The sequence below is a fragment of the Peristeroidobacter agariperforans genome (assembly GCF_004138335.1).
Taxonomy (GTDB): Bacteria; Pseudomonadota; Gammaproteobacteria; order Steroidobacterales; family Steroidobacteraceae; genus Steroidobacter; species Steroidobacter agariperforans.
Genome location: NZ_RYFW01000001.1, coordinates 955,525 through 980,299 on the forward strand (window position 1 = coordinate 955,525; position 24,775 = coordinate 980,299).

The 24,775-nt window shown below is 62.1% G+C and carries 22 protein-coding genes; 17 read left to right on the forward strand and 5 right to left on the reverse strand.

All coding sequences use genetic code 11. The annotated features are described in order from the left end of the window. The first annotated feature begins 35 nt into the window (after positions 1-35). From EK373_RS04175 to EK373_RS04225, 11 genes are all read left to right on the forward strand, one after another. A complete protein-coding gene (locus EK373_RS04175; protein WP_129641470.1) occupies positions 36-791 on the forward strand; it encodes an SURF1 family protein in 756 nt (251 codons plus the stop codon). After that, complete coding sequence (locus tag EK373_RS04180; RefSeq protein ID WP_129641471.1) at positions 775-1,389, forward strand: hypothetical protein; 615 nt, start codon at positions 775-777, stop codon at positions 1,387-1,389. The genes EK373_RS04175 and EK373_RS04180 overlap by 17 nt, the downstream gene beginning before the upstream one ends. A gap of 124 nt (positions 1,390-1,513) precedes the next feature. Next, positions 1,514-2,068, forward strand: a complete 555-nt coding sequence (locus tag EK373_RS04185; protein ID WP_129641472.1) for a hypothetical protein — start codon at positions 1,514-1,516, stop codon at positions 2,066-2,068. A 55-nt stretch (positions 2,069-2,123) separates the two neighbouring features. Next, a complete protein-coding gene (locus EK373_RS04190; RefSeq protein WP_129641473.1) occupies positions 2,124-3,476 on the forward strand; it encodes a c-type cytochrome in 1,353 nt (450 codons plus the stop codon). A 58-nt stretch (positions 3,477-3,534) separates the two neighbouring features. Next, positions 3,535-5,304 (forward strand): cbb3-type cytochrome c oxidase subunit I, encoded by a 1,770-nt coding sequence (locus EK373_RS04195; RefSeq protein WP_129641474.1) that lies wholly within the window; start codon positions 3,535-3,537, stop codon positions 5,302-5,304. Next, the gene (locus tag EK373_RS04200) at positions 5,301-5,993 is read left to right on the forward strand and encodes a cytochrome c oxidase subunit 3 (RefSeq protein WP_129641475.1); all 693 of its coding nucleotides are present in this window, start codon (positions 5,301-5,303) and stop codon (positions 5,991-5,993) included. The genes EK373_RS04195 and EK373_RS04200 overlap by 4 nt, the downstream gene beginning before the upstream one ends. Positions 5,994-6,006: 13 nt before the next feature. Then, entirely contained in the window at positions 6,007-6,681 is a 675-nt protein-coding gene (locus EK373_RS04205) for a heme-copper oxidase subunit III family protein (RefSeq protein WP_129641476.1), read from the forward strand. Positions 6,682-6,719: 38 nt separating this feature from the next. After that, a complete protein-coding gene (locus tag EK373_RS04210) occupies positions 6,720-7,109 on the forward strand; it encodes a cytochrome C oxidase subunit IV family protein (RefSeq protein WP_129641477.1) in 390 nt (129 codons plus the stop codon). A gap of 100 nt (positions 7,110-7,209) precedes the next feature. After that, positions 7,210-8,199 carry a COX15/CtaA family protein gene (locus tag EK373_RS04215; protein ID WP_129641478.1) on the forward strand — a complete coding sequence of 330 codons (990 nt, stop codon included), beginning with the start codon at positions 7,210-7,212 and terminating at the stop codon, positions 8,197-8,199. A gap of 107 nt (positions 8,200-8,306) precedes the next feature. After that, entirely contained in the window at positions 8,307-9,212 is a 906-nt protein-coding gene (locus EK373_RS04220; RefSeq protein ID WP_129641479.1) for a heme o synthase, read from the forward strand. Between the two features lie 15 nt (positions 9,213-9,227). Next, positions 9,228-10,448, forward strand: coding sequence for a VanZ family protein (locus tag EK373_RS04225; RefSeq protein WP_157994209.1), 1,221 nt, complete (start codon positions 9,228-9,230; stop codon positions 10,446-10,448). 1 nt (position 10,449) lies between these two features. On the opposite strand, the gene EK373_RS04230 is transcribed toward EK373_RS04225, so the two are convergent. Continuing rightward, complete coding sequence (locus EK373_RS04230) at positions 10,450-11,223, reverse strand: COG3650 family protein (protein ID WP_129641481.1); 774 nt, start codon at positions 11,221-11,223, stop codon at positions 10,450-10,452. 213 nt (positions 11,224-11,436) lie between these two features. Between EK373_RS04230 and uvrD the strand changes: the two genes are divergently transcribed. The 3 genes from uvrD (at position 11,437) to EK373_RS04245 (ending at position 16,635) form a co-directional block, all read left to right on the forward strand. Then, positions 11,437-13,605: a DNA helicase II gene (gene uvrD, locus EK373_RS04235; RefSeq protein WP_129641482.1), complete on the forward strand. Its 2,169-nt coding sequence runs from the start codon at positions 11,437-11,439 to the stop codon at positions 13,603-13,605. Then, positions 13,602-14,990 carry a Trk system potassium transporter TrkA gene (gene trkA / locus EK373_RS04240; RefSeq protein ID WP_129641483.1) on the forward strand — a complete coding sequence of 463 codons (1,389 nt, stop codon included), beginning with the start codon at positions 13,602-13,604 and terminating at the stop codon, positions 14,988-14,990. The genes uvrD and trkA overlap by 4 nt, the downstream gene beginning before the upstream one ends. A gap of 196 nt (positions 14,991-15,186) precedes the next feature. Next, complete coding sequence (locus tag EK373_RS04245) at positions 15,187-16,635, forward strand: TrkH family potassium uptake protein (RefSeq protein ID WP_129641484.1); 1,449 nt, start codon at positions 15,187-15,189, stop codon at positions 16,633-16,635. A 9-nt stretch (positions 16,636-16,644) separates the two neighbouring features. On the opposite strand, the gene EK373_RS04250 is transcribed toward EK373_RS04245, so the two are convergent. Next, positions 16,645-17,076 (reverse strand): tetratricopeptide repeat protein, encoded by a 432-nt coding sequence (locus tag EK373_RS04250; RefSeq protein ID WP_129641485.1) that lies wholly within the window; start codon positions 17,074-17,076, stop codon positions 16,645-16,647. Positions 17,077-17,248: 172 nt separating this feature from the next. Continuing rightward, the gene (mrcB, locus tag EK373_RS04255; RefSeq protein WP_129641486.1) at positions 17,249-19,561 is read right to left on the reverse strand and encodes a penicillin-binding protein 1B; all 2,313 of its coding nucleotides are present in this window, start codon (positions 19,559-19,561) and stop codon (positions 17,249-17,251) included. 148 nt (positions 19,562-19,709) lie between these two features. On the opposite strand from mrcB, the gene EK373_RS04260 reads away from it, so the two are divergent. Beyond that, entirely contained in the window at positions 19,710-21,371 is a 1,662-nt protein-coding gene (locus EK373_RS04260; protein ID WP_198683059.1) for a cation:proton antiporter, read from the forward strand. 260 nt (positions 21,372-21,631) lie between these two features. Here EK373_RS04260 and EK373_RS04265 read toward each other — a convergent pair whose 3' ends face one another. Beyond that, complete coding sequence (locus EK373_RS04265; protein ID WP_129641488.1) at positions 21,632-22,669, reverse strand: glycosyltransferase family 4 protein; 1,038 nt, start codon at positions 22,667-22,669, stop codon at positions 21,632-21,634. After that, a complete protein-coding gene (locus EK373_RS04270) occupies positions 22,666-23,481 on the reverse strand; it encodes a UDP-2,3-diacylglucosamine diphosphatase (protein ID WP_129641489.1) in 816 nt (271 codons plus the stop codon). The genes EK373_RS04265 and EK373_RS04270 overlap by 4 nt, the downstream gene beginning before the upstream one ends. Before the next feature lie 507 nt (positions 23,482-23,988). Here EK373_RS04270 and dtd point away from each other — a divergent pair. Continuing rightward, positions 23,989-24,450 carry a D-aminoacyl-tRNA deacylase gene (gene dtd / locus EK373_RS04275; RefSeq protein ID WP_129641490.1) on the forward strand — a complete coding sequence of 154 codons (462 nt, stop codon included), beginning with the start codon at positions 23,989-23,991 and terminating at the stop codon, positions 24,448-24,450. 78 nt (positions 24,451-24,528) lie between these two features. Then, the gene (gene tatA / locus EK373_RS04280) at positions 24,529-24,759 is read left to right on the forward strand and encodes a twin-arginine translocase TatA/TatE family subunit (RefSeq protein WP_129641491.1); all 231 of its coding nucleotides are present in this window, start codon (positions 24,529-24,531) and stop codon (positions 24,757-24,759) included. Positions 24,760-24,775: the final 16 nt, after the last annotated feature.

A 24,775-nucleotide genomic window follows, 5' to 3' on the forward strand; every position in this document is an offset into this window, starting at 1 on the left:
CTGATCCGACAGACGCGGATCGCAAGCAGTATATCGTGAGCGCTACCGACACAAAGCCGAAGACCCGCGTTTGGCGCCCGAGCATGTTCGGCGCCGCGCTGACCGTGTTCGGCGTGGCGTTCTTCATGTGGCTCGGCTTCTGGCAGCTCGGCCGGGCGGACCAGAAGCAGGCCCTGCTCGATCAGTACGCGACAGCGCAGACGACCCAGGTCGCAATCACCCCGCAGAACGCCGCCAGCCTGCCGCGCTATCAGCGAGCCGAGGTTTCGGGTCGTTTCGATCCAGCGCACCAGATCCTGCTCGACAATATGCCCTCGCATTCGGGTCAGCCGGGCTATCGAGTGCTCACCCCTTTCGAGACGGCAGCAGGTTGGCTGTTGGTAGATAGGGGTTGGTTGCCGCTCGGCAGCTCTCGCACTCAGTTGCCCGACATCCGGGTCGGAAATGAGGAGCGCACGATTACCGGAACCGTCGATGAGCTGCCTCGAGCCGGGATTGAGCTCGAGGCGCCGCCGGTGGATGCGAACGCTCCGTGGCCGCGTGTGCTCAGCTTTCCTCAGCAGCCTGTACTAGAGCAGCAGTTGGGTCAGAAGCTCCTTCCCGGAGTGTTGTTGCTCGATGCTTCACAACCCGACGGCTTCGAACGCATCTGGGAGGCCCATCTGGGCTTTCGTCCCGACCGTCACATCGGCTACGCCGTGCAGTGGTTCGCGTTCGCCATCGCTGCCGTCGTTCTGTTCGTTATCACCGGCTTCCGTACCAAGAAGGCAACAGATGAATCGTCCCGTTGATCCGGCCCAGCCTCGACCGGTCGCCCGCAAGCAAATCTGGATCCTGGTCGGCGCATTCTTCGCGCCGCTGGCGCTGGCGTTCCTGCTTTATTACGGCGTGGGCGTACGTCCCCACGGCAATACCAACAAAGGCGATTTGATCCATCCGGCGCGGCCACTACCGGAAGTAGAACTGCCGGGGGCGACGAATCAACCGCTTGCAGCCAACGCTCTGCGCGGCAAATGGAGCATGGTGTTCATCGGCGATGGCGCCTGTGACACCAGGTGTCGGGAAGCACTTACGTTGATGCGTCAAACGAGACTGGCGCTCGGCGACAAAATGGAACGAGTCCAGCGCGTGTTTCTGGCGACCGGCAACTGCTGCGACCAGGCTTATCTCGAGACTGAACAAAGCGGCCTGTTGCTCGGACGCATCGACAATTCCCCGGGTCAAACATTGTTAGAAACATTCCCGGATGCAGCTCAGGCGCCCGGGCTCGGACGCATTTATCTGGTCGATCCGCTGGGCAACCTGATGATGAAATATGAGGCTGATGCGCCGCAAAAGGCATTGTTGGAAGATTTAAAGAAATTACTGAAGCTGTCGCATATCGGATAACTGTGACACACTCGTGCCGCTAGCGAAGGAGTGCGCCACGGCATTTCATCGCGCGCAGGCTGGATTTGCATAAAGAGGTATCGCGTAACGGTTGATTAGTTCTGCAGCAGCCCGGGGGATTGCCATGAAATGCATGTACTACCTGTCGTCGACGCTGAAGTGCACACAGGATGTTTCAGATGATCTGCATGAAGTGGGCGTCGAAGATTTCTATATCCACGTCATCTCCAAGGACGAGTGCGGCCTCAAGAAACAGCACATTCACTCCTCGAATTATTTAGAAACACTGGACATTGTCCGGGATGGTTTCATCGGCGCGGCGCTCGGCTTCGTCGCCGGCCTGATCGGCGTCGGGCTGTTGATGTACTTCAAACCCTTCGGCCCCGACTTCGAAGTCCCGACACTGGTCTACGCCATTCTGGTTGGCGCTGCGACATTGTTCGGTGCGTGGGAAGGCGGCCTCACCGGCATCGCCACCGAGAACAACAAGCTCAAGAAATTCCACGACGATATTGCCGCCGGCAAATATCTGGTCCTGGTCTATGTTCGTAAGCACCAGGAAGGAGCGGTCCGCAAAGTGATGGCAGAGCGTCATGCGGATTGCGAGATGGTCGGCATCGATTCCCACTTCATCAACCCGTTCACCTCCGTGGAGCGAGTAGCCGCACCCAGAACCTGAAGACACAACAACAACCAACAAGTGCGCTTCAGGGAAACGAAGAGGGGAACCGCCAATGCTGATAGCGATCGCACTGATCGTGCTCGTCGTGGCCACGGTGCTGTTTCATTTCTTGAGCCCTTGGTACTTCACGCCCATCGCCTCCAACTGGGACACCGTCGATTCGACCGTCGACGTGACGTTCTGGGTGACCGGCGTGGTGTTCGTCGCGGTCAATCTGTTCCTGGCCTACTGCATCATTCGTTACCGGCACCGCCAGGGCAACAAAGCCCATTACGAGCCGGAGAACAAGAAACTCGAATGGTGGCTGACCGGCATCACGTCGGTAGGCATCGCCGCGATGCTCGCGCCGGGTCTGTCGGTGTGGGCCAAGTTCGTCACCGTGCCGGAGGACGCATCGGAAGTCGAAGTGCTGGGTCAGCAGTGGGCCTGGACTTATCGATTTCCCGGCAAGGACGGTGAGCTCGGCGCGTCGCACGCGCACCTGATCAGCGTCGACAATCCGTTCGGCATGGATCCGAACGATGCCGTGGGTCAGGACGACGTGCTGGTCGCCAACCCGCAGCTGCACCTGCCCATCGACAAGCCTGTGAAAGTGCTGTTGCGCGCGAAGGATGTGAATCATCAATTCGCCGTGCCGCAATTCCGCGTGAAGATGGACATGGTGCCGGGCATGGTCACGCACTTCTGGTTCACGCCCACGCGCACCGGCGAATTCGACGTGCTCTGCGAGCAGCTCTGCGGCATGGCTCACTTCGCCATGCGTGGCCGGGTCGTCGTGAACACCCAAGAGGACTTCGATAAGTGGCTCGATGCGCAGCCGACGTTCGAACAAACGCTCGCCGCGACCAAAGGCGATCCGGCCGCGGGCCAGGCGTTGTTTACAGCGTGCTCTGCGTGTCATGGCGCAAAGGGCGAAGGCAATCGCGAATTGAATGCGCCGAAGCTCAGCGGCCAATCCGATTGGTACCTGGTGCGGCAACTGCAGAGCTTCAAAGCGGGCGTGCGCGGCTCGAATGACCAGGACGCGTTTGCGAAACAGATGATTCCGTTCGCGTCCATGCTCAGCGACGACGCTGCGGTTCGAAACGTGGTTGCTTACATCAAGACCCTGCCAGAAGTGCGGCCGCCGGCCAGCGTGGTGGGCGATCCGGTGCGCGGCAAGGAACTGTATGAAACCTGCTCGTCCTGTCACGGCGACACCGGCAAGGGCATCTGGGCGACCAACGCGCCCCGGCTGTCCAACATGAGCGACTGGTACATGGCGCGCCAGCTACAGCACTTCCGCGACGGCGTTCGCGGCGGTCACCCACAAGACTTTCATGGCGCCCAGATGCGATCGATGGCGAAGGTGCTCGCCGACGATCAGGCCGTCGCCGACGTGCTCGATTACATACGGACTTTATAAACCCGCTCACAGGCGAGACCAGAAGACTTATCCGAACATGTAGAAGGAGTGTGTGTCGATGGCTTTTGTAGCAATCGCCGATCGCGATCACGAACACGCCCTGCACGATCCGCAGAGTTTCATCCGCAAGTACATCTGGAGTCAGGACCACAAGGTCATCGCCATTCAGTACGCGCTGGTGGCGACCGCCATCGGCCTGGTGGCGCTGACCATGTCGGTGCTGATGCGGCTGCAGCTGGGATTTCCGGATACGTTCAACATCATCGCCCCGCAGGAGTACTACCAGTACATCACCATGCACGGGATGATCATGGTGATCTATCTGCTGACGGCGCTGTTCCTGGGCGGCTTCGGCAACTATCTCATTCCGCTGATGCTGGGTTCCCGGGACATGGTGTTCCCGTACATGAACATGCTCAGCTTCTGGTTCTACCTGCTCGCGGTGCTGGTGCTGGTCGCCGGCTTCTTCGTCCCCGGCGGTCCCACCGGGGCCGGATGGACGCTGTATCCTCCGCAAGCGGTGCTGCCGGGCACGCCGGGCGCGACCTGGGGCATCATTTGTATGCTCGCGTCGCTCGCGATCTTCATCGTCGCGTTCACCATGGGCGGTCTGAACTATGTGACGACGGTGCTGCAGGCCCGCTGCCGGGGCATGACGTTCATGCGCATGCCGCTGTCGGTGTGGGGCATCTTCATGGCCTCCATCCTCGGCTTGCTGGCGTTCCCTGCACTGTTCGTTTCCGCGATCATGATGACGCTGGACTCGGTGATCGGCACCAGCTTCTTCATGCCGGCGGTCGCTTCCATGGGCGAGAAGACGGTGCACACCGGCGGCAGTCCGCTGCTGTTCCAGCATCTGTTCTGGTTCTTCGGGCATCCGGAGGTTTATATCGTCGCGCTGCCGGCGTTCGGCATCGTGTCGGATCTGCTCAGCACGCACGCCCGCCGCAACATCTTCGGCTATCGGATGATGGTGTGGGCGATCCTGGCCATCGGCTGTCTGAGCTTCGTCGTGTGGGCGCACCACATGTACGTGAGCGGCATGAATCCGTACTTCGGCTTCTTCTTCGCGACCACCACGCTGATCATCGCGGTGCCGACCGCCATCAAAGTCTACAACTGGGTGCTGACCATCTGGCGCGGCGACGTGCACCTCACCGTGCCGATGCTGTTCGCCATCGGCTTCATTTTCACATTCATCAATGGCGGCCTGACCGGATTGTTTCTTGGCAACGTGACGGTCGACGTGCCGCTGTCGGGCACTTACTTCGTGGTCGCGCACTTCCACATGGTGATGGGCGTGTCGCCGATTCTGGTGGTGTTCGGCGCCATCTATCACTGGTATCCGAAGATCACCGGGCGCATGTTCGACGAGGCGCTCGGCAAGTTCCATTTCTGGATGACGTTTATCGGCGCGTACGCGATCTTCTTGCCGATGCACTACATGGGCATCCTGGGCGTGCCGCGTCGTTACTACGGCTATAGCGACGCCATTCAGTTCATTCCACCCTCGGTCCATGAAGCCAATGAATGGATTTCGATCTCGGCGATGATAGTCGCGGCCACACAGCTGGTGTTCCTCTACAACCTCATCCACTCCTACTTCAGAGGTCCGGTCGCGGATGGCAACCCCTGGCGCGCAACCACGCTCGAGTGGCAGACGCCGCAGACGCCGCCGAAGCACGGCAACTGGGGCAAGGACCTGCCTGAAGTGCATCGCTGGGCTTACGACTACAGCGTGCCCGGCGCGCCGGAGGACTTCATTCCTCAGAACGTGCCGCACTCCGAGAAGACGCCGGTCGGTCGCGAGCACGGGGTTCCGACATGAGCTTGACGGTCGCATACGCCGCGCTCGCGACTGGCATCGTCGTCTGGGCGATCCTGGTGATGAAGTTGCGCTCGAAGCCGTGGGAAGCGACCGCGGCTGCGGCTCCTCAGGCAACGGGCTTTTCTGTTTCGGCGAAGCGCATCGGCCTGTGGATCTTCCTTGCCGTCGTCACTTCGTTGTTTTGTTTGTTCCTTTCAGCCTACTACATGCGGATGGGCCAGCACGCGGGGCACGGCTCGCCGATGGCTGCGGGCGATTGGAAGGCGATTCGCGATCCTACGATCCTGTGGTTCAACACGGTGCTGCTGATCCTGGGCAGCATCACCATGCAGTCGGCGCGAGCTTCGGTCGCCAGGAGTGAGGTCCAACAGACTCGAGTGCGCTTGTTTGCAGCGGGCCTGCTGACCTTCGCGTTCCTGGTCGGCCAGTGGCTCGCGTGGCGCGAGATTCGCTATTCCGAGTTGTTCACGCCGCTGAATCCAGCAGTCGCATTTTTCTACGTGCTCACCATCGTGCACGCACTGCACCTGCTAGGAGGATTGGTGGTATGGGGGCGCACCTTCGCGCGCGCGCTGCGCAAAGACGTGGAGCTGATCGACGTGCGTTTGAGCGTCGAGCTCACTTCGGTGTACTGGCACTATCTGCTGCTGGTCTGGCTGGGACTGTTCGCTGTGTTGTTATCGACGTGAGCGAGAGGCAAGCATGAGCCACGAACCTGCCACATTGGAGCCTGGTTTCAGAGGCGTGACCGCGGACTGGTCTGCGGACAAGCAGGCCTTCCCGGTGCCCTGGGGCAAGGCAATGATGTGGATCTTCCTGCTCTCGGACACGTTCATCTTTTCCTGTTTCCTCACGTCGTACATGAACGTGCGCATGTCGACGACCGATCCGTGGCCCAATACCGCCGAAGTCTTCGCACTGACCGTTGGCGGTCACCACATTCCCCTGTTGCTCATCGCCATCATGACGATGGTGCTGATCACCAGCAGCGGCACGATGGCCATGGCGGTGAACTTCGGCTATCGACGCGATCGCAAGCGCACTGCCCAGTTGATGTTTGCTACGGCGGCGCTGGGTCTGTGTTTCGTCGGCATGCAGGCTTTCGAGTGGACCAAGCTGATCGTCGATGAAGGCGTCCGGCCATGGGGCAATCCGCTCGGCGCGGCGCAATTCGGCTCGTCGTTTTTCATGATCACCGGTTTTCACGGCCTGCACGTGACCGGCGGCGTGATCTACCTCACCGTGGTCGCGTGGCGCGTGCTGAGCGGCTTCTACGATCGCAAAGGCACTTACGAGACCGTCGAGGTCGCCGGCCTGTACTGGCATTTCGTCGATCTGGTGTGGGTGTTCATTTTCGCGTTCTTCTATTTGTGGTGACGGGTCGCGCCCGTCCCGAACTACTTGCGGAGAGCGGCATGGCGGTAAGACAGCACGACATCGAGACGGACGTTCCTGTGGATCATTCATCCGCACACGCAGCCGGGCACGGCGCCCATGCGGAAGGTCAGCAGCACCCCATCAAGCTGTATCTGTGGATCTGGTTGCTGTTGTTCGTCTTCAGCGCATTTTCCTACATGGTCGATTACTTCCAGCTGCAGGGCGCGCTGCGCTGGACGCTGATCATCGTGTTCATGCTGATCAAGGCTAGCTTCATCGTGGCGATCTTCATGCACATGGCCTGGGAACGGCTGGCGCTGAAGCTGGCGATCCTGGTGCCGCCGCTGGCGCTGCTGATCCTGATCGCGCTGATGGCCATCGAGGGGGATTACACGTTCCTGACGCGGCTCGCTTCGTTCGTGAAATAACTGTAAGACGGTGCGGGCAAATCGCCCAACCGACACAAATCCGGCGTCGGGGCGCTTATCATTGCGCCCCGCTCAAAATCGCCTTGAATCTCAGCAGTTCATGACTTCAAGTTTGCTTCTGTTCCGCCGCCTGGCGCTGGCCGGCGTGCTGCTCGCGCTGGTCGTGGTCGTGCTCGGCGCCTGGGTGCGATTGAGCGCCGCGGGCCTGGGCTGCCCCGACTGGCCGGGTTGTTATGGTCACTTGAGCGCGGGCAGCGCCGCCGAGAACGTCGACGCCGTCAACCAGGCGTTCCCGCATCGGCCGTTCGAGTACCACAAGGCCATCAAGGAGATGGTGCATCGATACTTCGCCTCCGGCCTGGGCTTGCTGATCCTGGTGCTCGCCGGCCTCGCCATCCGCAATCGCGAGGATCCGCAGCAGCCGGTGGCTCTGCCGCTCGCGCTGGTCGCACTGGTGATTTTCCAAGGGCTGCTGGGCATGTGGACCGTCACGCTGCTGCTCAAGCCGCTCATCGTCGTTCTGCACCTGATCGGCGGCTTGTCGACACTGTCGCTGCTCGCCTGGCTGGCAATGCGTCCGCCGGAAGTCGTGGAGCGCTCGGACAACGGCGGCTTGCGCAAGCTCGCGGCCCTCGGTCTGGCGATGCTCGCTCTGCAAATCATGCTCGGCGGCTGGACCAGCAGTAACTACGCGGCGCTCGCCTGCCCGGACTTCCCGACCTGTCAGAACAGCTATTGGCCGGACATGGACATGAAGGACGCTTTCGTGCTGTGGCGGGGCTTGGGCATCGATTACGAAGGCGGCGTGCTGGATCATCCGGCGCGCGTCGCCATCCACTTCGTTCATCGGCTGGGCGCAATCGCGGCGGCTCTCATCCTGGGCGCATTGAGTTACCTGGCCTGGCGACGGGGCACGACGCCGGCAGTGCGGACCGCGGGCGTGGTGCTCGGGTTGATATTGGTTGCGCAGCTCATTCTCGGCCCCGTCATGGTTATGCGCGCGTTGCCATTGGCACTGGCCACGGCGCACAACGGGGTAGCCGCATTGCTGCTGCTCGCGACGGTGCGGATGAACAGATTGTTGCGCTAGAAGTGGTTGGACGTAAGGCGTCGCGGATTAGGATCGGAACTGCTTCCTAACGCCCAACGGCCAACCACTTGCCTGTAGAATCCGCCGTTGGTCACTGCCGCCCCCCTATGTCCGCCGTGGAAACCTCCTCACTTCAGCCTGCCGCCTCCTGGCGCGATTACTACGAGCTGGGCAAGCCCCGCGTGGTAATGCTGATCATGTTCACGGCCATTGCCGGCATGTTCCTGGCAGCGCCCGGCTTGCCGCCGCTCAATGCGCTGATTTTCGGTACGCTGGGCATCGCCCTGGCGGCATCCTCGGCAGCTGCGATCAATCACGTATTGGATCGTCGCTTCGACGAGCAGATGGCGCGCACACGTAATCGCCCGCTGCCGACCGGCCACGTTACCGAGCGTCAGGCGCTGGGCTATGCACTCGTACTAGCCGTGGTGTCGATGGTGTTGTTGTGGGGCTGTGTGAATGCGCTGACAGCCGTCCTCACTTTCTGCTCGCTGATCGGCTACGCGGTGATCTACACGGTGTGGCTGAAGCACGCGACTCCGCAGAACATCGTGATTGGCGGCGCGGCCGGAGCGGCTCCGCCGGTGCTGGGCTGGACGGCCGTCACCGGCTCGGTCGATCCACACGCGCTGCTGTTGTTCCTGATCATCTTCACCTGGACGCCTCCGCACTTCTGGGCGCTGGCGATTGCACGACGCGATGAGTACGCGAAGGCGGGCATTCCGATGCTGCCGGTCGCCTACAGCAGCGATTTCACGCGGCTGCATATTCTGCTCTACACGATCCTGCTGGTGATCGTGACGCTGCTGCCCTACCTCACCGGCATGAGCGGCCTGATCTATCTCGCGGCGGCGCTGATCCTCGGCTCGCTCTTCCTGTTCCGCGCCCTGCAGCTCAAAGTGCGCCAGGACGCCCGTCTGCCCATGCAGACCTTCGGTTACTCGATCACCTATCTGGCACTGCTGTTCGCAGCGTTGCTGATCGATCACTATGTCACCATCCGGCTGACGTAGCTCGCTTCCGACATCGTGGCTCCGGCGCGTACACCACGAAGCTCGATTCCCTGGCTGACGGCAGCGGTCATCGCGCTGATCCTCTACGGCTCGCTGTATCCGTTCAACCTCAAGCCCGATGCCCAGAGCGATTTGCTCGGCGCACTTGGTCAGTTGTCGTGGGCGCGCGCCGGCCGCGGCGATCGCATCTCCAACGTATTGCTCTATCTGCCGCTCGGCTTCTGTTTGTATCTGTGGCTGAACGAGCGGCTCCGACGTGGGCCGTCAGTGACGCTTGCGACCGTGTTGGGCACGCTGCTGTCTCTCGGCATTGAAGTCGCACAGGTCTATGTATCGAAGCGCGTGCCGAGCCTGGCCGATCTCGCGCTGAATTCCGGTGGAACGCTGCTCGGTGCGATCGGCGGCATGGGCTGGACAGCGCTCAGTCATCTCATGCACATGCCGTCGCGCGCAGAGAAACAAACGCGCGATCCGGGCGCGGCACTCCTCATCGGCCTGTGGCTCGCGTGGCGCTTCGCACCGTTCGTGCCGCAGTTCGATCTGGGCAAGCTGAAGGCGGCGTTGCGGCCGCTGTTCGATCCCACGTTCGACTTCGTCACCGTGCTGATCTTTCTCACCTGCTGGCTGGTCGTGAATCAGGCGGTCGCTGCGATGGTGAGCCGGCCGCGACGCTTGGAAACATTGCTGCTGCTGATGGCAGCGGTGCTGATCGGCCGCCTGGTCGTTGCGAGCCAGGCGTTCGTGCCCGCCGAATTGCTGGCGCTACTGTTGTTGTTGCCGATGGTCGTACTCATGCACCGGCTGCGACCGCGCCCACGGCGAGCTGCGCTGGTGCTCGCGGTCGTCGCGTTGTTGATCATCGAAGAGCTCGCGCCGTTCGACTTCTCTCGACAAGCCGCGCAGTTCGATTTCTGGCCGTTCCTGGCGCTGGTCGATTCCGGCTGGAATCCGGCGGTGGTCGACTGGGTGCAGGTGTTCGGCAAATTGTTTCTTTATGGCGCCTTGCTGTGGGTGGTGCGTGAATGGGGGGCGTCCACGGAGTTTGCCTTTGGCGTGATGCTGACCATCGCCACGGTCGTCGAACTGCTGCAAATCTGGCTGCCCGCCGAACATGCTTCGATCACCGATCCGCTGCTGGCACTGACGATCGGCCTGGTGTTTCGTTCGCTGTATCGACGGCATCGCCCGCGACGCATCGCGGGCCCGACCAACAGCCTGTCACTGCGCGAACGTTGAGTCAGAAGGACATGTTGCCGACGCGCGCGCAGCCAGCGTATTTCTTGCCATCCAGCGTCGCGCGCGCCGAGTACGCGAAGTACTCGCCGGACATGTCGTCTCGGCACGCCTGAGCTTCGATCAGCAGTTCGATCTTATGCTCGGCATTGGCGGCCACGAAGCTCACAGCGCCTTCGGAATCCTGCGTCTGCGGCGCGGCAATGGAAATTTCCTTCGGCTCCTCGGGCTGGCGCCAAAGCAATTCCGCTTCGCTGACCTCTACGCCCCAGAACGGCTCGTTGCCGCGAGCGGCGACGATGTAATCCTGCGGCGGTAAACCGCAGCCGCGCGTCTGCCCATCCGGCGCGGCGTACAACGCTTCCTCCAACAAGAAGGTACCCGCGAAGCCCTCGGGCGCGGGCTGATCCATGGCGCGCTCGCCATACGCCTCGACGTACAGCTTCAGCCCCTGATCCGCGCCATTCGCATCCTTCTCGCCGGCGAACTCACGCTTCAACACGCCATCGGTCTGATCGACCAGCAGCAGATCCTTCTGCTCGCCGCAGGGACGGAAACTGCTGCGATCAGCGGCCAGTGTGACAATACCGCGCTTGATGGCGAGCCCCGACTCCGCGGGCGGCTCGGATGTCGCCGGAGCTTCCGGCGGCACGCTGGAGGTGCCGGTATCGGAGGTTGGCGCAGCAGCCGGCACCACGGGCTCGGGTGCCTTGGAGCATCCCGCCAACGTCAGCAAAACCGCGCAATGGGAAAGTAACATCCCGCGCCAAACACGCATGCACGCCTCCCGGCAACCCGCTGTAGCCGCACAGCATATAGAAACGGCCAGCCTGCTAGAATGCGCGACCTGATTAATACGCGACTCGGGCATGCTTGTAATACAGCGACTCGGGCATCCTGCCACTCGCGCTGTGGCGCCTGCGGCGTCGGGCACATCCCTGTGCCTGGGTGGCTGTACCCGACGTAGGCTCGGCTGACGTGAGGACTGACCCTGGACGTTTCTGATCTACTTGAAGGACTTAACGACGCTCAGCGCGCCGCCGTCGCGGCTCCGCTGGCGCCGACTCTGGTCCTGGCCGGCGCCGGCTCCGGCAAAACGCGGGTGCTCACCCACCGCGTCGCCTGGCTGGTGCAGGTTGAAGGCTCCTCTCCGCACAGCATCCTGGCGGTGACCTTTACCAACAAGGCCGCCGGCGAGATGCGTGCGCGCATCGAAACCATGCTTGGCGTGCCGAGCGCTCCGCTGTGGATTGGCACTTTCCACGGCATCGCGCACCGTCTGCTGCGCATTCATTGGCGCGACACGAATCTGCCGCAGAGCTTCCAGATCATGGACTCGGACGATCAGCTGCGCGCCATCCGGCGGCTGCTGAGAGCGCAGAACCTCGACGAGGAGCGCTGGGTTCCGAAAGAGATCATGTGGTTCATCAACGCCCGCAAGGACGAAGGGCTGCGCGCCAGGCAGCTCAAGGATGACGGCGATCCGACGCGGCGCATGTTCATCAAGTTGTACGAGCTGTATCAGGAACAGTGCGACCGCGCCGGAGTCGTGGATTTCGCCGAGCTGCTGTTGCGCGCCTACGAGCTGTTCCGGGATCGCCCGGATCTGCTGGCGCACTATCGCCAGCGCTTCCGGCATGTGCTGATCGACGAGTTCCAGGACACCAACACGATCCAGTACTCGTGGCTGAAGCTGCTCGCCGGGCCCGAAGGCCTGCCATTCGCGGTCGGCGACGACGACCAGTCGATCTATCGCTGGCGCGGCGCGCGCGTGGAGAATCTGCACCAATATCGTCGCGACTATCCCAACGTCCAGATGTTTCGACTGGAGCAGAACTACCGCTCCACCGGCAACATCCTCGCGGCTGCCAATGCACTGATCTCCAACAACGGCGGCCGCCTCGGCAAGAATCTGTGGACCAGCGGCGAACAGGGCGATCCGGTCAAGTTGTACGCCGCGTTCAACGAGCGCGACGAAGCGGACTTCGTCGTCAATCGGATTCGCGACTATGTGATGAAGGGCGGCCTGCGCAGCGAGTGCGCGATCCTGTACCGCTCGAACGCGCAATCGCGAACGTTCGAAGAAGCGTTGCTCACGCACCGCATTCCGTATCGCGTTTACGGCGGCCTGCGATTCTTCGAGCGTGCCGAAATCAAAGACGCGCTCGGTTATCTGCGCTTGATGCACAACCGTACCGACGATGCATCGTTCGAACGCATCGTAAACCTGCCGACCCGCGGCATCGGCAACAAAACGCTCGACATGATCCGCAACTACGCCCGCGCCAATGCCACCTCGATGTGGGAGGCTGCCGGCGCGAGCATCAAGGAGATGGGCACACGTGGCGGTCAGGCGATCCATGCCTTCTTGTTGCTGATCGAGCAGCTGGCGGAACAGACGCGCACGTTGCCGCTGCACGAGCAGGTCGATCACGTGATTCACGCGAGCGGCCTGGTCGCTCACTATCAGCAAGAGAAAGGCGACCGCGGCGAAGCTCGCGTCGACAACTTGAATGAATTGGTGTCCGCCGCGCGGGGTTATGAGCCCGAAGGCGACGTCGATATTTCACCGCTGGCCAACTTCCTCTCGCACGCCGTGCTGGAATCGGGCGAAGAACAAGCCGGCGCCGGCGAAGACGCCGTGCAGATGATGACGTTGCACTCGGCCAAGGGCCTGGAATTCCCAGTGGTGTTCCTGTGCGGCATGGAAGACGGTTTGTTTCCGCATCAGCGCTCGATCAGCGATGTGGACGGGCTCGAAGAAGAACGCCGCCTTTGCTACGTCGGCACGACGCGCGCCATGAAACAGCTCTACCTCACATACGCCGAGCAACGACGCTTGCACGGCGTGGACAGCTATGGCACGCCATCGCGCTTTATCAGGGAAATTCCCGCCTCGCTGCTCGAAGAGATCCGCCCCCGCATCCAGATCTCGCGCCCGATCTACTCGACGCCTCGCACCATGGGCGGTCGGGTGCAGGAAGATCCCGGCAGCATGGGCGGCGTGCGCCTCGGCCAGCGAGTGCGTCACGGCAAGTTTGGTGAAGGCACAGTGCTCGATCTGGAAGGCCAAGGCAGCCATGCGCGCGTGCAGGTGAACTTCGAGCGCCAGGGCACCAAGTGGCTGATGCTGGCGTACGCGAACCTGGAACCGGTATGAAAATAATCATCCTCGGCGCCGGACAGGTGGGTCGCACCGCCGCCTACCACCTGGCGCGCGAAGCAGCGAATGAAGTCACGGTCGTCGACGTGAATGATGAACTGCTGCGCGACTTGCAGGACCGTCTCGACATTCGCACTCTGGTCGGCAGCGGCACGCAGCCAAGCGTTCTCGAAGCCGCGGGCGCGCGCGACGCCGATATCTTCATCGCGCTGACCAACAGCGACGAAGTGAACATGGTCGCGTGCCAGATCGCGTGGAGCCTGTTCAACAAGGACGCGACGCGCGTGGCCCGCATCCGCTCCGCCGATTTCACGAAGCACACCAGGCTGTTCTCACACGAGGATCGCGCATTCGCCGTCGATGTGCCGATCAGCCCCGAACAGTTGGTGACCGAGCACGTCGTGCACTTGATCAAGTATCCGGGCGCGCTGCAGGTACTGGACTTCGCCGACGGACGCATTCGCCTGGTCGGCGTCAAGGCATTGCAAGGCGGCGCACTGGTCGGTCAGCAATTGAAGCAATTGCCGACTCACATCGAAGGCCGCGATGCGCGCGTCGCGGCGATCTATCGCGGCGGCCATAGCATCAAGCCCGAGGGTGACACGGTCATCGAGCACGGCGATGAGGTGTTCTTCATCGCGGCTCGCGAAGACATCCGCCTCGTGATGAACGAGATGCAGCGGCTCGAAGATCCGGTACGACGCGTGGTCATCGCCGGCGGCGGCAACATCGGCTTTCGGCTCGCGCAGACCCTGGAAGTCAATCATCAAGTCAAACTGATCGAGCGCGACCCGCGTCGCGCCCGGCGCGTATCGGAGCAACTGAGTAACACCATCGTGCTCACTGGCGACGCCGCGGATGAAGAGCTGCTGCTGGAAGAGAACATCGACAGCGCCGACGCGTTCGTCGCCGTCACCAACGCCGAGGAAGCAAACATTCTGTCGGCGATGCTGGCGAAGCGGCTGGGCTGTCACAAGGTCATGGCGCTGATCAATCGCCCTGCCTATGCCGAGCTCATGCAGAGCGGCTCGATCGACATCGCCTTGTCGCCGCAGCAGGTCACCATCGGCTCGCTGCTCGCTCACGTGCGGCGTGGCGACGTGGTTCGCGTGCACTCGTTGCGACATGGCGCGGCCGAGGCGCTGGAAGTCATCGTGCACGGAGTGCAAGGCGAAGGTCGTGTCATCGGCAAACGGATCGAGAGCATTCCATTGCCCGAGGGCACAACCATTGCCGCCATCGCACGCGGCGATCAGGTCTTGATCGCGCACCACGACACGGTCATCCAGCGCGACGACCACGTGATCCTGTTCCTCACCGACCGCCGCCACGTCGAAGCGGTCGAGCGCCTGTTCGATGTGCCGCGCCGGCACGCCAGATAAGCTAGGGCCTGTGAACACGCATTTGGTGGGCTGCGTTGCGCCTCCAATCGCCTGCAGCAAGGCGCAAAGCGCAGCCCATATGTCGATATGGGCAAGCTTTGTAACGCAGCGGCAGACGATTCGAGGCGCAACCCATTTAATGAATAAATATCCTTTGATGGGACGAGCCCATCAAATGCGTGTTCGCAGGCCCTAAATGAATTTTCTAACCGTCCAGCGCATCCTGGGTCTGTTGCTGATGATATTCAGCGTGTCCATGTTGCCGCCGGTGGGCGTGTCGCTGTACTACGGCGACGGTCACTGGCAGCCGTTCCTGGACTCGTTCACCGGCATGCTGGTCGTCGGGGCGCTGATCTGGTGGCCGGCGCGCAAGGCGCACCGTGAATTGCGGGTGCGCGACGGCTTCTTGATCGTTTCGATGTTCTGGATCGTGCTGGGTCTGGCGGGCGCGGTGCCGTTGCTGATTTCGGACCGCCCCGATCTCACGTTGACCGATGCAGTGTTCGAGGCCGTCTCGGGATTCACGACGACCGGTGCGACGGTGCTGGTCGGCCTCGAGGAGCTGCCGATCTCCATTTTGTATTTCCGCCAGCAGATCCAATGGCTCGGCGGCATCGGTATCGTCGTGTTGGCCGTCGCACTGCTGCCCATGCTGGGCGTCGGCGGCATGCAATTGTTGAAAGCGGAAAGCCCGCGGCCTGCGAAGGACGTGCGACTCACACCGCGCATCACCGAGACGGCGAAGGCGCTGTGGGTGATCTATGTGACGCTCACGGTGCTGTGTGCCGCTTGTTACTGGATGGCGGGCATGTCGCCGTTCGATGCGATCGCGCACAGCTTCTCCACGGTGTCGACCGGCGGCCACTCGACGCACGACTTGAGTCTCGGCTACTTCGATAACGTCGCCGTCGAAATCGTAGCGTCGTTGTTCATGTTCCTGGGCGCAGTGAACTTCGCGCTGCACTTCTTCGTGTGGCGCTATAAGCGGCTGCAGGATTACTTCCGCGATCCAGAGTTCCGCGCCTTCCTGTTACTCGTCGCCTGCTTGTTCCTGCTGACCTTGGGCATGTTGCTGGTCGATCGGGTTTACACGCCGGACACGGCGGCGCGATTTGCAGTATTCACTGCGATCTCTGCACAGACCGGCACCGGCTTCTTTACGACCGATTACTCGGTGTGGCCAGGCGCGATCCCGGTGATCCTGCTGCTCGCGACGTTCATCAGCGGCTCGGCGGGCTCCACCTCGGGCGGCATGAAAGTGATCCGCTGGCTGCTGATCTGGAAACAAGGCCAGCGCGAAGTGCAGCGCCTGATCCATCCGAGCGCCGAGATTCCAGTCCGCATCGGCAGCAAGCCGGTCGACTGGCGCATCATCGATTCGGTGTGGGGTTTCTTCGCCGCTTACATGATTCTGTTCGCGGTGCTGATGGTGTTGATGATGATCGCGGGCGCCGACCACGTTACTGCGTTCTCGGCGATCGCCTCGTGCATCAACAATTACGGCGTGGGATTGGGCGAAGTCTCGTCGAACTTCCGTTCGATTTCCGAGCCCGGCAAGTGGCTGTGCGTGATCGCGATGTTGCTCGGGCGTCTGGAAATCTTCCCGCTGCTGGTCATCGCGACGCCATCGTTCTGGCGCCGCTGAGACAGCGCTTTAGCGGACGCCCTGAGCTCGCAATAGCGCTTCCTGCGCCTCGGAGTTCTTGCCTCTCGCGCGCAACGACTCGGCGATCAAAGTCCACGCAGACGAGTATGCCTTCGGTGCGTTGACGGACATGGACGCCGCCTTGCGGCCCATGTTCTCGGCCTGGACGTAATTTCCTTCGGCCTGTCGCACCTTGCCCAGCTCGATCCACAGCAGCGGATTGTCCGGCTCGATACGCAGCGCGCGCTCGATCGACGAGGCGGCAACCGGATAGTTCTTCGACTGCAGTTGGATCTGTGCCTGATTCACTAGCGCTCGTGAAGCGGCGCTCAACACCGGCTCGCGAACGACCGGTGCGGGGGGCAGCGGTTGTTCGACGGGTGGTTCGGGCGCCGGAGCCGGACGTGTTTCGACCGGCGGCTCCTGCGTCGGAGGAGGCACGGGAGCCGGCGGAGCCGGCGCCCGATAAGGCGGAGGAACGGCGCACGCCGAAACGACGAGCACCGCCACGAGCGAGGGAAGTTTCCGCTGCCAGGTAATCACGCGACTGTTAGACCGTTATCGACTGAAAAAGTGTTCGCCCGAAACTGAACCGCTGGACTCAGGTTCCCCGTCATTGCCTGGTAATGCCCCGCCACCAGTCCCGGGCCTTCTCGCCGAACTCGCCGAACACGTTGGTTCCACATGACGGCTGCATCGGCAGTTGGGTCCCCTTCGGCACGGCAATGGCAATCGGTTCCTCGCCGCAGTCCGGCCGGGCGCCCAGGCCAGTGGGGAATTCTATCCAGGTTTCTTCCAGGCTTTCCGGCAACGGCGCACTCCAGGAAGTTGTTCCAATATTCGCCATCAGGCGCGACCACACCGGCAGCGAACCCGACGAGCCGGTCAAGCCGGTGGGCGTGTTGTCATCGTGACCGATCCACACGACCGCGAGATGGCTGCCCGAGAAGCCCGCGAACCAGCTGTCGCGATAATCCGAAGACGTGCCCGACTTGCCGGCCACCACGATCTGCGGCGGAATCTGCGCACGCGCGCCGCGACCGCTGCCGTGCTCGATGACTTCGACCATCATCCGATTGACCTGATAAACAGCGTCGGGACTCGCCACTGGCGTCACTTCCAGGGCAAACGACTTCAGCGGCTTGCCTTCCGTGTCGAGCACCGAACGCACCGCCCGCAACGGCGTACTGAAGCCGCCGTTCGCAAAGGCGTTGTACAGCTGCGCGACTTCCAGCGGAGAAACATCGAGCGATCCGAGCAGCACGGAAGGCAACTGCGGCGGCTCTTTCTCCAGGCCGAGGGCTAGGAACTCACGCGTTACTTTCGGCAAGCCCACCGACATGCCGAGGTTCACCGTCGCGAGATTCATGGATTGCGCGAGCGCACGCACCAGTGGCACGGGGCCGTAGTACTGCTCGGAAATATTCTTCGGTTCCCACAGCTGGCCATTCGCAAGCTTCACGGACACCGGACCGTCTTCGATGATGGACGCGGCGTTGAACTGCCCGCTTTCGATCGCGGCCAGATAGATCACCGGCTTGACCAGCGAGCCGATCGAGCGCTTCGCATCCAGCGCGCGATTGAAGCCCGCAAAGCTCGCCTGCCGGCCGCCGACCATGGCGATGACTTCACCGTTCTGCGGAGCCGTGACCACGACCACGCCTTCGAGCGGCGCTTTCGACTTCGTCTTGCGGGTCTTGTCGAGTCGATCCAACTCCTGCGTGAGCGCCTTCTCGGCCTGCGTCTGCACGGTCGGGTCGAGGGTCGAGAAGATCCGCAGCCCGGCCTCGGTCAAATCTTCTTCTCGATAGTCACGTCGCAGCGTGCGACGAACCAGATCGAGGAACGCCGGGTAGTAACCGCCGCCCGCCTGCGACCCGGCACTGACGATGCCCAGTGGACGCTTCGCCGCTTTCTTCGCCATGTCCGGCGCCACGACGCCGAAATCGGCCATCAGCTTCAACACCATGTCGCGACGCTCGCGCGCACGCTTCGGGTGACGACGCGGATCGTAATAAGACGGCCCGCGCACGATGGCGACCAGCAATGCAACTTCGTGCAGCTGCAATTCGGCTAGCGGCTTGCCGAAGTAGAACTGACTGGCGAGACCGAAGCCGTGAATCGCCCGCTGGCCGTCCTGGCCGAGATAAATCTCGTTGATGTAAGCATTCATCAAGTCCTGCTTGCTGAAGTGCACTTCCAGCAGCATGGCCATGATGGCTTCTTCGATCTTGCGACCGATCGTGCGCCGGTTGTCGAGGAAATAACTCTTCACCAGCTGCTGAGTGAGCGTCGAGCCGCCTTGCTCGATCGCGCCGGCGCGCAAGTTCACGAACGCGGCGCGCATGATGGCGGTGGGATTGACGCCCCAATGCGTGTCGAACTTGCGGTCCTCGACGACTTTCAGCGCCGACGGCAACAGCTGCGACACTTCCTCGGGCGTGACGACGACGCGGTCTTCACCGTGAATCGGGAAGATGCTGCCGATCAGCAGCGGGTCGAGCCGAAAGATCGGCACTTCCTCGTTGCGACCATTGCGCAGATCCTCGATGGCGTTGCCGTTTGTTTTGACAGTCAGCAGCTGCGGCTCTTGCAACGCGTCCCAGAACTGGAATCGACGGTTGATCAAATCGATGCGCGCGCCCTTGCGGCTGTAGCTGCCCGGATGCTGAGGCTTGTCGACGCGTTGATAACCGAGCCGCTGCAAATCCTGCTCGAGCGTCTCGGCGCTGAACGTCTGGCCGACATACAACTCCGTGGGCTGGGCATAAACCTGCGCGGGCAGGGTCCAGCGACGTCCCTCGAATTGACTGGTGACCTTGCGGTCCAGCGTGAACACCCAGATCGTGAACGCGATCGCCGCGATGCCGAAAGCGAGGGCGACGCCGGCAAAGATCTGCTTGCGATATTTTTTCAGTGCTCTCATCTCGAATACGTGTCGTCCACTGCAGGATTACTGCGACCAGCTTGCGGCAGGATTCGGGCAAACCCGTGGCAAGGCCGCGACGCATGCTACATTGCCCTCGCCTTTTGCGCCGGAACCCACGCCGCCCTCAGGCCCCGACGAATCATGCATGAATCATGAAATACCCCTGGTCCTGAACGTCGCGGTCGCGCTCGCCATCGCGGTGGCCGGCGGCTTCCTCGCCAGCTGGCTGCGCCAGTCGCCGATCTTCGGCTACTTGCTGGCCGGCGTGGCCATTGGACCGTTCACCCCGGGATTCGTTGGCAATCGCGAACAAATTGCGCTGCTGGCCGATGTAGGCGTGATCTTCCTGATGTTTGGCCTGGGCGTGGCGTTCTCGCTCAAGGACCTGGCGAGGGTGCGTGCCATCGCGACCATCGGCACCACGGTGCAGGTGGTATTGACGATTCTCGGCGGCACGCTGGCCGGGCTGGTGATGGGCTGGGGTGTGCTGGCCGGCACCGTGTTCGGCGTCGCGCTGGCGGCCAGCAGCTCCATGGTGATCCTGAAAACATTGCTGGACCGAGGCGAGATCGCCTCCAGCCACGGCCGGCTGCTGCTGTCGATGGCGATCGTGCAGGACCTGATCATCGTCGTGCTGATCGTGGTGCTGCCGCAGCTGGTCGCGACTCAAGCCGGCGCAACGCCGATGGAGGTCGCCATCGATGTCGGCATCACCATTCTGAAAGCGACGGTGTTCATCGGCGTGTCGCTGGCGGTCGGTCTGCGAGCCGTGCCGTTTCTGATGGGCCACATCTCCAGAATGCGCTCGTCCGAATTGTTCATCGTCACTGCCGCCGTGTTGGCGCTGGGTGCAGCGAGTGTCAGCACCTTGCTCGGCCTGTCGCCCGCGCTCGGGGCGTTCGTAGCCGGGCTGCTGTTGTCGGAGAGCGAGTTCGATCATCGCGTGATATCCGAGGTCGTGCCGGTGCGCGACCTGTTCGCGACACTGTTTTTCGTGTCGGTGGGCATGCTGATCGATCTCAATTTCATCATCACCAACTGGCCGGCAGTGCTCGCGGTGGCGGCATTCACTGTGCTGCTCAAGTTCGCGGCCACCGCGATCGGCATCGTGCCGTTCCGCTTGACGGCCCGCACCGCAGCCTTTACCGCGCTCGGCATGATCCCGGTGGGCGAGCTGAACTTCGTACTGGCGCAAATCGGACTGCAGACTCAGGCCCTTTCGCCGCAGCTCTACAATCTGATTCTGACTTCGGCGCTGGTGACCATCGTGCTGACACCTTCGGCGTTCGCGATCGCGCCCAAGGTCGGCGAATTCATGCTGCACAATCGCAGGCTGCGCCGCTGGTTCGACACCGGCACCGGCGCGAGCGGCGAAGGCGCGCAACTGGAAGCTCATGCGATCGTCATCGGCTACGGCCGAGTGGGCCAGAGTGTCGCCCGCGGCTTGCGGGAGGCGGGAATCAGCGTTGCCGTCATCGATTCGAGATTGTCACGGGTGCGGGACGGCGTCGCCGATGGCTTGCCAGCAATTTATGGCAACGCATTCTCGCCTACCGTGCTGGAAGCTGCTCATGTCGCCAATGCCCGACTGGCGGTCGTCGCCCTGCCCGACTTCGCCCCGGCCCGGGCGGCGATCAATCAGCTGCGCCTTTTGAATCCGTCGGTGGTTATAGCGGCCCGGGCTGAGCAGTCGGTGAATGAGCCGGCGCTGCGTGCCGCCGGCGCGCACTTGGTCATTGTGCCTGAGCTGGCCGGAGCGACGGCGTTGTTGCATGGAGCGTTGGATATGTTGGGGGCGGCTCGCTAGGAGCGCTCTTGATGCGGCGGTCGTTCGGGATCGCCCGTTTCAGAGTGCGCTTGATGCGGCGGTGGCTCGGCAGCGTCAGGGCCGAGGGTGTCCTCCCGGCAGCTTCGAAAAGCATGGACCTTTCGTAGCAGCGCTACGGGGACGTACAAGCAGGGCGCCCGCGCTAGCGGGAGCGAAGCGTGCGCAGGCGGGTGCGCGGTGCCGGGAGAACACCCCCGGCCCTGGCGCTGCCGAACCACCGACGCCCTCTTCTCCTACCGCTACGCCGAATCGAGCGCCGACTCAACAACGCCCGCAGTTGCCGTTCTCGGCGCGAGATGAGAAAGAAACTGCCGCGTTGCTGTTTCCCACGTGTTCGCCAGCGCATAGGCGCGACACTGGTTCGGGTCGAGCTTGAGTGCGGCTAAGACAGCAGCGCGGAGATCTTCGTTGAGTTCGCCAGTGACGCCTTGATTCACGACGTCGATGGGGCCAGTGACGGCATAAGCAGCAACGGGAACGCCGCAAGCCATCGCCTCCAGCAAGACCAAACCAAACGTGTCGGTTCGGCTGGGGAATACAAACACATCCGCTGCAGCGACGTGCGCCGCGAGCTCTTCGCCGAATTTGAAGCCGACGAATTTCGCGCTCCGATATCTCGCCTCGAGCTCGGCGCGTGCGGGGCCGTCGCCTACCACGACTTTGGTGCCGGGCAGGTCCAGCTTCAGGAACGCTTCGATGTTCTTCTCGATGGCGACTCGGCCCACATACATCGCGATAGGCCGGGGGAAATCGAGGAAACTCTTGGAGCGCGGCTTGAATAAAGAAACATCCACGCCTCGCGTCCAGCGCACGATGTTCCTGAACCCGCGTGACTCGAGCAGACGCTGCATGGCCGGTGTGGCGACCATCGTGCGTGCAGCCGCCGAATGGAAGCGTCGCAAATGTGCATAACTCACAGCGAGTGGAATTGGTACTCGCGCGCGAACGTACTCGGGAAACTGCGTGTGATACGACGTGGTGAACGGAAACCGTCGACGCAAGCACCACTTTCGAGCGGCAGCGCCTAACGTTCCTTCCGTGGCGATGTGAATTGCGTCCGGGCCAAATTCCTCGAGCAACTCAGATACACGACCGTAAGGCAGCCAAGCCAGCCGGATTTCCGGATACGTCGGACACGGAAATGTTTTGAACTGATTCGGCTCGACGATGTGCACATCATGACCGAGCGCGCGCAAGCCGTCGGCGGTCGTGCTCAGCGTTTTGACGACACCATTCGTTTGCGGCCGCCACGCATCGGTAACGATCGCTATCTTCACGCGGCCTGTCCGATAGGCAACGTCGCGACCATCCCGGTGTGCGCCACGACCTGCTTCTGCTCCGTCCAGCGCAGCAGGGACATGCGCCCTTCGTCGTCTTCGGTCAGCACCGTGCAGCTCTCGACCCAGTCGCCGTCGTTGCAGTAAGTGATGCCGTCGATCTCGGTGATCTCGGCGCGGTGGATGTGGCCGCAGACGATGCCGTCGAGATTGCGGCGCTTCGCTTCGTCGGCCAGAGCGCGCTCGAAGTTGGCGATGTACTTCACCGCGTTCTTCACCTTGTGTTTCAAGAACGCAGCGATCGACCAGTACGGGGCGCCAAACGCGCGCCGGAAGAAATTCACATAGCGGTTCAGCTTGAGAATGAAGGCGTAAGCGCGATTGCCCAGCGCTTCGAGCAGCGGGCTGGCTTTGATGACGCTGTCGAATTCATCGCCGTGCAAGACCAGGAACTTGCGACCGTCGGCGTTCTCGTGGACGAACTCGCGATGGATCTCGACATTGCCGAACACCATGCCGCAGTACTCGCGGAACACGCTGTCGTGATTGCCCGGGATGTAGATGACGCGCGTGCCGGCCTTGGCCTTGCCAAGAATGGTCCGGATGACGTTGTTGTGTTGCTGCGGCCAGAAGAACGAGCGCTTCAGGCTCCACAGGTCGATGATGTCGCCGACCAGGTAGAGCGTGTCGCACTCGACCGAGTGCAGGAAGTCCAGCAGGTAATCCGCGCTACAGCCGCGGAAGCCCAGGTGGATGTCCGAAATGAACACGCTACGGAAGCGGAAGACCGGTTTGCTCGGAGTCGGGCTCATGGTTCACCTCCTGCGACGAGGCTTTGCAGTGCGCGCAGACTCGGCCCGCAACGTGACCGGTAAATGACAGCGGCGGGAAGATTGTTTTACGGTTCAGCGGGTTGGGTGAAGAAAACTCCATGACAGTGCAGCAGCTGTCATAACGAAGCCGACGGCTCTGGCCCGCAGGTCCCAGTAGCTCGCGCCAGCAGCAGGTTCTGTTTTAAGGCGCCGCTCGCTCCGGAGATGCACCTCAAGGTTGAACCGTGCCGTAATTGTGCTTGATTTTCCCACTTTCATGGCCATCGGCCCTAGCCATGCCCCCGAAGGCTTCTCCCTCAGCCTCGGAGCGGCCGATGTCCCGAGCTGATAGCGTCAAGGGTGAAGTATCGGCCGATAAGTGGAGTTGCTACGCCGGAATGTCGCCAGATTGCCCAGCCTTGTGGAAGCTATGCGCTGTTACGGAATCTTCATTCATGTCCGGCCCGCGTCCGCTATCCTGCGGAACCCTCCACATCACGGTTTCCCATGATCGGCCTGCTCCAGCGCGTAACCCACGCCGAAGTTCGTGTGGCCGATCGGCAAGTCGGCGCCATCGAGACGGGATTGTTGGTGTTGGTGGGCGTGGAGCGCGGCGATAGCGAGTCGCAGGCCGACCGGTTGCTGGAACGGCTGTGCACCTACCGCGTTTTTCCAGACAGCGAAGGCCGCATGAATCGCAGCCTGCAGGACATTGGCGGACAGCTGTTGCTGGTCTCGCAGTTCACACTGGCGGCGGACACTCGCAGCGGCACTCGTCCGGGATTCAGTCCGGCCGCCGCGCCCGAGGAAGGGCGGCGGTTGTTCGATTACCTGGTCGGGCGGGCACGCGCGCGCTTGGGCGCGGTCCAAAGTGGAGAGTTTGGCGCCAACATGCAGGTCAGCCTGACGAATGACGGTCCGGTGACGTTCTGGCTGCAGGCGCCGCCGGAAGGACCGGGCAAGGGCTAGAGTTTTCCACGGCCGCCGACACCCAATCGACAGATGGGTGGCGTATGATCCGGCGGCTTTGCGAAGCGGGAGAGTCGAATGGGCATCGGTTTCAAAGAACTTCTGATCATCCTCGCCATTGCGCTGCTGATCTTCGGCGCCAAGCGGCTGCGGACGATCGGCTCGGATCTGGGTGGCGCCGTCAAAGGCTTCCGGAAAGCCATGGACAGCGAGGACGAGAAGGAGACTCAGCAGCTCAATTCCCCTCAGAAGGACGCTGACTTCAATTCAACGTCCGAGAAGTCGGGCAGCAAGAGCTCCAACGCTTGATGCTCTGACCCGGGCG

Bases quoted from the DNA above. Each gene is read 5' to 3' on its own strand.
- EK373_RS04180 (WP_129641471.1), top strand. From the start codon at position 775: ATGAATCGTCCCGTTGATCCGGCCCAGCCTCGACCGGTCGCCCGCAAG.
- EK373_RS04185 (WP_129641472.1), top strand. From the start codon at position 1,514: ATGAAATGCATGTACTACCTGTCGTCGACGCTGAAGTGCACACAGGAT.
- EK373_RS04190 (WP_129641473.1), top strand. From the start codon at position 2,124: ATGCTGATAGCGATCGCACTGATCGTGCTCGTCGTGGCCACGGTGCTG.
- EK373_RS04195 (WP_129641474.1), top strand. From the start codon at position 3,535: ATGGCTTTTGTAGCAATCGCCGATCGCGATCACGAACACGCCCTGCAC.
- EK373_RS04200 (WP_129641475.1), top strand. From the start codon at position 5,301: ATGAGCTTGACGGTCGCATACGCCGCGCTCGCGACTGGCATCGTCGTC.
- EK373_RS04205 (WP_129641476.1), top strand. From the start codon at position 6,007: ATGAGCCACGAACCTGCCACATTGGAGCCTGGTTTCAGAGGCGTGACC.
- EK373_RS04210 (WP_129641477.1), top strand. From the start codon at position 6,720: ATGGCGGTAAGACAGCACGACATCGAGACGGACGTTCCTGTGGATCAT.
- EK373_RS04215 (WP_129641478.1), top strand. From the start codon at position 7,210: ATGACTTCAAGTTTGCTTCTGTTCCGCCGCCTGGCGCTGGCCGGCGTG.
- EK373_RS04220 (WP_129641479.1), top strand. From the start codon at position 8,307: ATGTCCGCCGTGGAAACCTCCTCACTTCAGCCTGCCGCCTCCTGGCGC.
- EK373_RS04230 (WP_129641481.1), bottom strand. From the start codon at position 11,223: ATGCGTGTTTGGCGCGGGATGTTACTTTCCCATTGCGCGGTTTTGCTG.
- trkA (WP_129641483.1), top strand. From the start codon at position 13,602: ATGAAAATAATCATCCTCGGCGCCGGACAGGTGGGTCGCACCGCCGCC.
- EK373_RS04245 (WP_129641484.1), top strand. From the start codon at position 15,187: ATGAATTTTCTAACCGTCCAGCGCATCCTGGGTCTGTTGCTGATGATA.
- mrcB (WP_129641486.1), bottom strand. From the start codon at position 19,561: ATGAGAGCACTGAAAAAATATCGCAAGCAGATCTTTGCCGGCGTCGCC.
- EK373_RS04260 (WP_198683059.1), top strand. From the start codon at position 19,710: ATGAATCATGAAATACCCCTGGTCCTGAACGTCGCGGTCGCGCTCGCC.
- EK373_RS04270 (WP_129641489.1), bottom strand. From the start codon at position 23,481: ATGAGCCCGACTCCGAGCAAACCGGTCTTCCGCTTCCGTAGCGTGTTC.
- dtd (WP_129641490.1), top strand. From the start codon at position 23,989: ATGATCGGCCTGCTCCAGCGCGTAACCCACGCCGAAGTTCGTGTGGCC.
- tatA (WP_129641491.1), top strand. From the start codon at position 24,529: ATGGGCATCGGTTTCAAAGAACTTCTGATCATCCTCGCCATTGCGCTG.